This window comes from Frankia sp. CeRuru1, assembly GCF_977966315.1.
Map to the genome: position 1 here is coordinate 23,376 of NZ_CDWWEW010000011.1, position 9,566 is coordinate 32,941.

Consider the following 9,566-nt stretch of genomic DNA (forward strand, 5'->3'; position numbering starts at 1 on the left):
GGTGAACTCATCGTGGACATCTGGGATGACCTTGCGCAGCGTAACAACGCTCACCTGCGGGAACTATTCCTGACCGGTGACCTGGTAACCGGTGACCTGGTAGCGGAAGGCCCACAAAACGCGATCTTGGGTTCGTGGTGGCGCAGCCAGGTACTGAACGTGAGCCCGGACCGGTGCTCCCCCGTCTATGATCCGGATCTTGACCTGGATACGCGCCTGGTCCGCGCGGCCGACCCGGTACTCGACCGACTGGCATCCACGATCGCCGGGACCTGGGTGTGCGTGTGTCTCACCGACGACCAGGCAAGAATACTGGCGCACCGGGTCGGTGAGGCATCCTTCGGCCTACACCCTGGGTTCTGCGTCGCCGAGCACCTGGTCGGCACCAGCGCCGTAGCCCTCGCACTCGTGGAAAGGCGCCCCGCCCGGGTCTCGGGCGCCGAGCACTTCGCTGACCTCTACCAACCGGACGCGTGCATATCCGTTCCCGTCCGCGACCCCCTCAGCGGGCGCATCGAGGGCGTGTTCAGCCTCATCTGCAGGCTCGCCGAGGCGAATCCGTCGGCGGAAGCCATGGTGGGGGAGGCTGGCCGCGCCATCGAACATCGGCTGCTGGAACAGGCGAGCGAGCGGGAACGGGCCTTGCTCCTGGCGTACCGGCAGGCCAAACACCGGATGCGGATACCGGCTGGCGGCGCACAGTTTCCGCTCGATCTCAAGGCCGGGTCCGGCATCGAGATCGAGCGTGATATTCGGCTGGTTTTGCAGGAGAAGGCCGCTGAACTGATCGCAGCGGGCCGCCCGACCGTCATCGAGGTATCCCTGCCGCACGGTCAGACCGCCACGCTGGTGTGCAGGAAGGTACAGACGCACTCCGCGGTGGCCGGACTGGCCGTCGAGGTCGCCTTTCCCTTCGGGCCGCCCCGTCGCCTTATGACCAGCGCCGCGGCCGTGGCAGGACACCTCAACAGCCAGCCGCAGGGGGCCGACGCCGGTGCCCCGTCGGCGCCGGGGCTTTTCCTGCCGTATGCCGCGCTTAGCGCGCCCAGGCCGATGCCGCGCCCGCCGGCCAGTGCACCCGACGCCACCCGCCCGGCCAGCACACCCGTGGCCAGTACCTACCCGGACAGCCGGCAGCCCGCCATCGGCGCGTCGCTGCTGGCCATCGGGGAACAGGGAATCGGCCGTCTCGCGGTGGCGGCACGGCGACGCCTCACCCTGCTGTACGAGGCCAGTATGCACATCGGGACCACCCTCGACGTGACCCGGACCGCCGAGGAACTGGCCCAGGCAGCCGTGCCCGAACTCGCCGACGTCGTCACGGTGGACCTGGCGGAGTCTGTCCTGCGGGGCGAGGACTCGCTGCATCCGACCGCACTGCTGCGTCCGAACGCACTGCTGCGCCGCGCCGCCCTGCACGGCATCCAGGAAGGCCTCGCCCTCTACCCGGCCGGTCACCAGATCAGCTTCCTGCCCTCCACGCCGCAGGCCCGGTGCCTGGCCAGCGGGCGGGCGGTGCTTGAGGCCGACCTGCACGCCGCTCCCGGCTGGCAGGCCCAGGACCCCGAACGCGTCGAGCGACTCCTCGCGCAGGGGATCCACTCGCTCATCACCGTTCCCCTGTGCACCCGCGACGTAATGTTCGGGGTGGCCAGTTTCTACCGCTCCCGGCAACCAGAGCCCTACGAGGACGACGACTTGGCCCTGGCCGAGGAGTTGGCCGCCCGCGCGGCGCTGTGCCTGGACAACGCCCACCGCTACACCCGCGAACGACAGCTGCACCACCAGGCCCTGCACGATCCGCTGACCGACCTGGCGAACCGCACGCTGTTGACGGCCCGACTGCAACGCGGACTTGCCCGGCGCCTCCACGACAATACGCAGGACAATACGCAGCTTGCACTACTGTTCTGCGACCTCGACGACTTCAAGAGCGTCAACGACAGATTCGGGCACGCGGCCGGCGACGACCTGCTTCGCGTAACCGCGGATCGGCTGACGAGTTGCGCCCGTACCACCGACACGGTTGCCCGCATCAGCGGCGACGAGTTCGCGGTCCTACTGGAAGGTGGCTGCGTCGACCCCGAGTCCATCGGGCGGCGGATCCTGGAAACACTCCGCGTACCCTTGGTACTCGCCGGAACGGTTCATACAATCCAGGCCAGCATTGGGCTGGTCGTTGTCGACCCCGGCACTCAGGCCACCGCGGAAAGCGTGCTGAAACAGGCGGACTCCGCCATGTATGCCGCAAAACGGCGGGGTAAGGGCACCCTGGTGGTGTACCGGCCGGAGCTGTGCCCCGCCAGCGCCGAGGATGCCCTGCGCACCAGCCTCACCCACGCCGTACGCGGCGAGGATGGCGGCGGTACCCTCGACGTCAGCTATCAGCCGATCATCGAGCTCCACACCGGTCGGACCGTCGGTGTCGAGGCGGCGCTTCGGTGGGACGACCCGTCCTCCCGACCCGCTCCCCACCACCGTCTCATCCCCACCGCCCAGCAGACCGGGCTGGCCCCCGCACTGGAGCACATCCTGCTCGACCGGGCCTGCCGTGACCTCGGCCGCTACCGAAGCACGGGCCATCCGGAGGTGGCCCTCCACATCCCCGTCTCGATCCTCGATGCCGCTGAGGCCTGGTTCACGACCGAGGTGGTCAGTGCCCTGACCGTCCACCACCTGCCACCCGACGCTCTCGTGCTCCGCGTCGTCGGCGCGACGCACCACACCGATCAGGCCGCCCTGCGGGCGCTGCGCGGACTGGCCGCACGAGGCATCAGGCTCGCGATCATCTGTCCCAGCGCCGAGGACCTCTCGTTCGATCCCCTTCTGCCACTCCCCGTCCAGATCATCGTGCTCGACGCCACCGCCACCCGGCAGCTGACCGACGGCCGCACCCCCGGGGAAGAAGAAAACGACGGCACGTTGCGCACGGCGTTCCTCGCCACCATCCGCGGGCTGGGCATCTCACTGCTGGGCACCGGCATCACCGACGCGAAGCAGGCCGCCACCCTCGCGCACAGCGGCTGCGACCTCGGCCAGGGCAGCCTCTTCGGCGGACCCGCACCGCTCGCCGACATCCCCGGCAGGTATCCGGCATGAGGTAGCTGCCATGTCTCCAGTGCGTGGCACTGGCCCCCAACTCTCCAGTGCGTGGCACTGGCCCCCAACTCTCCAGTGCGTGGCACTGAAAATGCCTTGACCTGATGTTGGGTTGACGTCGTAGGGTCGCAACACGTTTGCAATGTGGTTACCCACCGTTGTCGCGATCTACCGGTTCGACCACCAGCCGCCACCGAGAGGGACCGTATGCTGATCCGACTTCTGCGGGCTCACCTCGGCCCCTACGGCCGGCCGATCTCGATACTGGTCCTTCTGCAGCTGGTGGCGACGATCGCCATGCTCTACCTCCCCACCCTCAACGCTGACATCATTGATCGTGGAGTGGTCATCGGCGACACCGGCTACATCATGCGTATCGGTGGACTCATGCTCGGTGTCAGCGTCGTGCAGATCGTCTGCGCCGGCGCCGCCGTCTTCTTCGGAGCCCGGACGGCGATGGCGCTCGGTCGGGATATCCGGGCGTCGGTGTTCGACCGGGTCCAGTCGTTCTCAGCGCGGGAGGTCGGCCGCTTCGGTGCGTCCTCACTGATCACCCGGGCCACGAACGACGTGCAGCAGGTGCAGATGCTGATGTTGATGAGCTTCACGCTCATGGTCTCCGCGCCGATCATGTGCCTGGGCGGCATCATCCTGGCGGTCAATCAGGATGCCGGGCTCTCGCTCCTGCTCGTCGCGATCACTCCGGTCCTCGCGGTGATTATCAGCTTGATCGTGCGACGGATGCGGCCGCTGGGCCGGGCGATGCAGGAGCGCCTGGACACCGTCAACCGGATCCTGCGGGAGCAGATCACCGGACTCCGGGTGATCCGCGCTTTTGTCCAGGACGATTATGAGCGGCGCCGGTTCGCGGTGGCTGACGCCGAACTGACCGACGTCTCGTTGCGGTTCGGCCGACTCATGGCGTTGATGTTCCCGCTAGTGCTCACCGTGGTCAACTTCTCGAGCGTGGCCGTACTGTGGTTCGGTGCTCACCGTATCGACGCCGGCCAGATGCAGATCGGCGCGCTGACGGCCTTCCTCAGCTACCTGATGCAGATCCTGATGTCGGTGATGATGGCCACCTTCATGTTTATGATGATTCCCCGCGCCGAGGTGTGCGCGGAGCGCATCCAGGAGGTGCTCGAGACCGACTCCACGGTCCTGCCACCGCGGAACCCGGTGCGGGAGCTGCGCCGCCACGGTGACCTGGAACTGCGGGGCGTCGGGTTCCACTACCCGGGAGCGGAGGCGCCGGTCCTGCGCGGAATCAGCCTGTGCGCCCGGCCGGGTCAGACCACAGCCATCATTGGCAGCACCGGTAGCGGCAAGACGACGCTGCTCGGTCTGGTCCCGCGGCTGGCCGACGCCACCGAGGGTGCCGTCCTCGTCGACGGCGTCGACGTCCGCGATCTCGACCCGGCGCTGCTCGCCCGGACCGTCGGCCTAGTTCCACAGAAGCCGTATCTGTTCTCCGGCACCGTCGCGACCAATCTGCGTTACGGAAATCCGGACGCCACCGAAGACGAACTGTGGCGCGCGCTGGAGATTGCGCAGGCGAAGGACTTCGTCGAAGCCATGCCGGACGGTCTCGGCACCGCGATCGCCCAGGGTGGCACGAACGTCTCCGGCGGCCAGCGCCAACGGCTCTCCATCGCCCGCGTGCTCGTTCACCGCCCGGAGATCTACCTGTTCGACGACTCCTTCTCGGCCCTCGACTACGCCACCGACGCCCGTCTGCGCAGGGCGCTCGCCCACGAGACCTCCGCCGCGACCGTGGTGATCGTTGCTCAGCGGGTCGCCACCATCCGGGATGCGGATCAGATCATCGTGCTGGACCACGGTGAGGTGGTCGGCGTCGGCACCCACCAGCAGTTGATGGCCGACAACACCACGTACCGCGAGATTGTGCTCTCCCAGCTCACCGAGGAAGAGGCGGCATGAGCAGCCCGGTACCGGTACCGCGCCGCGGTCCGGCCCCGACGGCCGGGCCCGCTCGGTTCTTCATAGGCCCGGGCGCGACGGAGAAGTCGATGGACTTCGCCGCCTCGAGCCGCCGACTGCTCGGACTGCTGCGACCGCAGCGTCACCTGCTGATCGCCGTCGTGGTCCTGGCAACGTTGAGTGTCGGTCTGAGCGTGATCGGTCCTCGCCTGCTCGGCCACGCCACCGACCTGGTGTTCGCGGGGATCTTCAGTCGGCGGCTGCCCGCCGGCAGCACGAAGGAGCAGGCGGTCGCGCAGCTGCGTGCCACCGGCCACGGCACCCAGGCGGACCTGCTCGCCTCGCTCGACGTGACCCCCGGTCATGGCCTGGACTTCGATGCCATCGGTGTCGTGCTGCTGGGGGTCGTGCTCGTCTACGCGGTGTCCGGGCTGTGCGGTGTGCTCCAGGCCCGGCTGGCGAACCTGGCCCTGCAGAGAGTGATCAGTGATCTGCGCCGCGACGTCCAGGCGAAGATCTCGCGGTTGCCCATCCGTTACTTCGACGGTCAGCCGCGAGGCGAGGTGCTCAGCCGGGTCACCAACGACATCGACAACTTCGGGCAGAGCCTGCAGCAGAGCATGTCGCAGATCGTCGTGTCGACGCTGACGATCGTGGGCGTGCTGTCGATGATGCTCTGGATCTCCTGGATCCTTGCCCTGATCGCGCTGGTCACGGTGCCAGTATCGATCATGGTGGCGACCCGGGTCGGCAAGCTGGCTCAGCCCCAGTTCGTCGCTCAGTGGCGGATCACCGGTGGTCTCAACGCCCATATCGAGGAGATGTATACCGGGCACACGCTCGTGCGGGCGTTCGGCCGGCAGGAGGAATCCGCGGAGATCTTTCGTGAGCAGAACGAGCGGCTCTACGCCGCCAGTTGGCGCGCGCAGTTCATCTCCGGTCTCATGCAGCCCTCGATGTTGTTCATCGGAAACCTGAACTACGTGCTGGTAGCGGTGATCGGCGGCCTGCGGGTCGCGTCCGGCTCGCTGTCGATCGGTGACGTCCAGGCGTTCATCCAATACTCTCGGCAGTTCAGCCAGCCGTTGTCCCAGGTTGCCAGCATGGCGAACCTGGTGCAGTCCGGGGTGGCCTCCGCGGAGCGGGTGTTTGACCTGCTCGACACCGTCGAGCAGGAACCCGACCGGGCGGTTCCGGCGCATCCGGAGCGGCTTCGTGGCCGGGTGGCCTTCGAACACGTCTCCTTCCGCTACGAACCGAACAAGCCGTTGATCGAGGACCTGTCACTCGTCGCGGAACCTGGTCACACCGTCGCGGTCGTCGGGCCGACCGGTGCCGGCAAGACCACTCTGATCAACCTGCTGATGCGCTTCTACGAGGTCACCGGCGGACGGATCACCTTGGACGGGGTCGATGTCGCGGCGATGTCCCGGGATGAACTGCGGGCCAGCATCGGCATGGTCCTGCAGGACACCTGGCTGTTCGGCGGAACGATCGCGGAGAACATCGCCTACGGTGCGGAGGGCGCCACCCAGGAGCAGATCGTGGCGGCGGCCCGCGCCGCGCACGTCGACCGGTTCATCCGCACCCTTCCCGCGGGTTACGACACCGTGCTCGACGACGAGGGGGTCGGCGTGAGCGGCGGGGAGAAGCAGTTGATCACCATCGCCCGTGCCTTCCTCGTGGAACCTCTGATCCTGGTTCTCGACGAGGCGACGAGCTCGGTGGACACCCGTACCGAGGTCCTCATCCAACGGGCGATGTCGACCCTGCGGGCGGGCCGGACCGCGTTCGTCATCGCGCATCGACTGTCGACCATCCGGGACGCGGACACCATTCTTGTGATGGAGAACGGAGCCATCGTCGAACAGGGCACCCACATCGAACTCCTGGCCGCCGGCGGCCCGTACTCCCGGCTGTACCAGTCCCAGTTCGCCCAGGCCGTCGTCGAGATCTGACCGTCGAGATCTGACGCGAGCGGTTGCGCCACCGGCTTGTGCGTGTGACAGCGGGGATGAGCGCGAGCCGGACGGCTCGTTAGGTGAACTCTGACAAGAAAGCGGATCGGGATCGCTCCAGTCGACCCTGAGCGGTTAGCATGCCATGCCTTCCCGGGATGCAACAGTGCCGATGGTCGGCGAACGGTACCGATGGCCGGTGCGGGCTCTTTCGGCGATGATGTCGGTGGAGGTGGGGGATGGCGAAGGATGAACCGGCGGACCCGCGGCTGCCACGAGGGCCCTCCTGGGCTGCGCAGGTCGGCCCGGGGCGGGCTGAGGACATCGCCGAGAGACTGGCCGCGGAGGAGTCCACCGAGACGACCCTCGAAGCATCCGGCCGGTGACCGGCGGCCCGCGGAGCTGACGACCGAGCAGGCGCTCGACGTCGTGGCGCAGCTCGCGGCGGTCGGCGTGGACGAAGTCACGCTCATCGGCGGTGAGGCGTTCCTGCGCCGCGACTGGTTGACGATCGCGGCCGAGATCACCCGCCGGGGCATGGGATGCACGGTCACGACGGGTGGATACCGGATGAGCGCGGCCATGGCGCGCGGACTGCGCACGGCGGGTGTCGAACAGTGCTCGGTGTCGGTGGACGGGATGGCCGCCACCCACGATCGCTTACGCGACCGGAAGGGCTCGTGGCAGTCGTGTTTCACGACGATGGAACGGCTGCGCGCCGCCGGCGTCGAGGCTACCTGCAACACCCAGATCAATCGTCTGACCGTATCCGAACTGCCCGAGCTGTACCGGCGGCTGCGGGCCGCGGGCGTCGTCGCCTGGCAGTGGCAGCTGACCGTTCCGATGGGCAACGCGGCCGACCACGCCGAGCTCCTGCTCCAGCCGGTCGAGCTGCTCGAGGTGTTCCCGATGCTTGCCCGGATCGCGCGTCGCGCCCGCCGGGACGGCATCCGCGTCCATGCCGGCAACAACGTCGGCTACTACGGCCCTTACGAAAGGCTGCTGCGCTCTCCCGAGGGGTCGGCCTTCTGGGCGGGATGCCAGGCCGGGTTGTCCACGCTCGGCATCGAGGCGGACGGCACAATCAAGGGTTGCCCCTCGTTGCCGACCCGGGACTACGCCGGGGGCAACATCCGCGACCGCAGCCTCACCGATCTGCTGCGTGACGCTCCCGAGCTGGCGGTCAACATGGCGGCGGGGACGCCGGCCGCGGTCGAGAACCTGTGGGGCTTCTGCCGCGGCTGTGCGTACGCGGACGTCTGCCGCGGCGGCTGCACCTGGACCGCCCACACTTTCTTCGGCCGCGCCGGCAACAATCCCTACTGCCATCACCGGGCGCTGACACATCAGCGCGCCGGGGTGCGGGAACGGCTGGTCCAGGTCGCCCCGGCGCCGGGGGAGCCATTTGACCATGGACTGTTCTCCGTCGTCCAGGAAGACCTGGACGCGCCCTGGTCCCTGACCGACCGGCCCCGCCTTACGGCCGAGGAGATCCACTGGCCCCGTGACTGGATCGACTGACGGTTCCTCGCCGTCTCGGGAGGTGCCCAACCCGGGACGTGCGCCAGGTCTGGGATCCGCCCCGGTCGAGGCTGGCCGAGGTCCGGGCCGGCTCGGGTCCGGGCCGGCTCGGGTCCGGGCCGGCTCGGGTCCGGGGGCGCCGGGTCAGGACCTGCGCCAAGTGGAGATGTGGACGGTGCTGGCCGCGGTGAAGGGCGCACTATCCCAGCCACCGTACCGGTCGACCAGTGCCAGGCCGGCGAGCCGAGCCATGAGATCGAGTTCGGCGGGCCAGGCGTGGCGCAACTCCACCGGAGATAGGTGTCGATGCCGTGGTCGGTGATGGCGCTGTGGCGGCTATGGATCCGCTGGGTGGAGCGGTCGAGTATCGCGGTGTTCAACCGGGTCTCGTCGTCGGCGGTCGTGGTGACCCGGACGTTCTGCCCGCGGTCGAACAGGGAGAGTTCCGGTACGAACGCCTCCAGGATGAACACCCCGCCGGGCCGCAGGCGGGCGGCGGCCGAGGCGAAACACCGTTCCTGGTCAGCCTGGGTCAGCAGGGCGAAGAACGTGCCGAACACGACGTAGACGAGGCTGAACGAACCTCCTGGAACGTCGATGTCGGCGAAATCCCCGATCGTCACCGGCAGTTCCGCGCCGCCGGGTTTCGCCCGCAGCCGCCCAACCATGCGCTCGGAGGCGTCGATCCCGGCTACCGGAATTCCACGCGCCGCCAGCGGCAGGGCGATTCGCCCGGTCCCGATTCCGAGTTCCAGTACCGGCCCGTCGCCGGCCCGTTCCGCGGGGAAGTCGACGACCGCGCCGATCTCCTCGACTCGGGAAACCACGAGATTCCACCGGTCGTAGACATTTGCGATCCGGTCGCCGTACTCGGCCGGATCCGCTTTTCCGGGTTTCGTCACCATGCCGACATCGTGACAGTTACCCGGCCAGCCGGCATTCGAATTTTCGCCGTTCTCCGACCGGAAGAAATCAGTTGACGCGCGACGTGGACCGCGGCTTTCATGGAAGAATTATTCCACGCCTCGATGCGTGTCCATTCAGGGG

7 protein-coding genes and 1 pseudogene are annotated in these 9,566 nt (G+C 68.0%); 6 read left to right on the plus strand and 2 right to left on the minus strand.

What is annotated here, in order from left to right; genetic code table 11:
* The first annotated feature begins 12 nt into the window (after window positions 1–12).
* From AC08OP_RS01825 to AC08OP_RS01845, 5 genes are all read left to right on the plus strand, one after another.
* Window positions 13–3,099, plus strand: a complete 3,087-nt coding sequence (locus AC08OP_RS01825; protein ID WP_476612607.1) for a putative bifunctional diguanylate cyclase/phosphodiesterase — start codon at window positions 13–15, stop codon at window positions 3,097–3,099.
* A 207-nt stretch (window positions 3,100–3,306) separates the two neighbouring features.
* Window positions 3,307–5,040, plus strand: a complete 1,734-nt coding sequence (locus tag AC08OP_RS01830) for an ABC transporter ATP-binding protein (RefSeq protein WP_476612608.1) — start codon at window positions 3,307–3,309, stop codon at window positions 5,038–5,040.
* On the plus strand, window positions 5,037–6,998 hold the full coding sequence (locus tag AC08OP_RS01835; protein WP_476612609.1) for an ABC transporter ATP-binding protein: 1,962 nt from the start codon (window positions 5,037–5,039) through the stop codon (window positions 6,996–6,998). Before AC08OP_RS01830 ends, AC08OP_RS01835 begins: the two co-directional genes overlap by 4 nt.
* A gap of 239 nt (window positions 6,999–7,237) precedes the next feature.
* Window positions 7,238–7,384: a hypothetical protein gene (locus AC08OP_RS01840; protein WP_476612610.1), complete on the plus strand. Its 147-nt coding sequence runs from the start codon at window positions 7,238–7,240 to the stop codon at window positions 7,382–7,384.
* Between the two features lie 43 nt (window positions 7,385–7,427).
* Window positions 7,428–8,519: a radical SAM protein gene (locus tag AC08OP_RS01845; protein ID WP_476612611.1), complete on the plus strand. Its 1,092-nt coding sequence runs from the start codon at window positions 7,428–7,430 to the stop codon at window positions 8,517–8,519.
* A 144-nt stretch (window positions 8,520–8,663) separates the two neighbouring features.
* On the opposite strand, the gene AC08OP_RS01850 is transcribed toward AC08OP_RS01845, so the two are convergent.
* Window positions 8,664–8,810 carry a hypothetical protein gene (locus AC08OP_RS01850; protein ID WP_476596173.1) on the minus strand — a complete coding sequence of 49 codons (147 nt, stop codon included), beginning with the start codon at window positions 8,808–8,810 and terminating at the stop codon, window positions 8,664–8,666.
* Window positions 8,811–8,825: 15 nt separating this feature from the next.
* On the opposite strand from AC08OP_RS01850, the gene AC08OP_RS01855 reads away from it, so the two are divergent.
* Complete coding sequence (locus tag AC08OP_RS01855) at window positions 8,826–9,086, plus strand: hypothetical protein (RefSeq protein ID WP_476612614.1); 261 nt, start codon at window positions 8,826–8,828, stop codon at window positions 9,084–9,086.
* Here the strand turns inward: AC08OP_RS01855 and AC08OP_RS01860 are convergent.
* Window positions 9,020–9,424: pseudogene (locus AC08OP_RS01860) on the minus strand (class I SAM-dependent DNA methyltransferase); the annotation flags it as partial. The gene AC08OP_RS01855 and the pseudogene AC08OP_RS01860 overlap by 67 nt on opposite strands.
* Between the last annotated feature and the right edge of the window lie 142 nt (window positions 9,425–9,566).

Bases quoted from the DNA above. Each gene is read 5' to 3' on its own strand.
- AC08OP_RS01835 (WP_476612609.1), top strand. From the start codon at position 5,037: ATGAGCAGCCCGGTACCGGTACCGCGCCGCGGTCCGGCCCCGACGGCC.
- AC08OP_RS01830 (WP_476612608.1), top strand. From the start codon at position 3,307: ATGCTGATCCGACTTCTGCGGGCTCACCTCGGCCCCTACGGCCGGCCG.
- AC08OP_RS01855 (WP_476612614.1), top strand. From the start codon at position 8,826: ATGCCGTGGTCGGTGATGGCGCTGTGGCGGCTATGGATCCGCTGGGTG.
- AC08OP_RS01840 (WP_476612610.1), top strand. From the start codon at position 7,238: ATGGCGAAGGATGAACCGGCGGACCCGCGGCTGCCACGAGGGCCCTCC.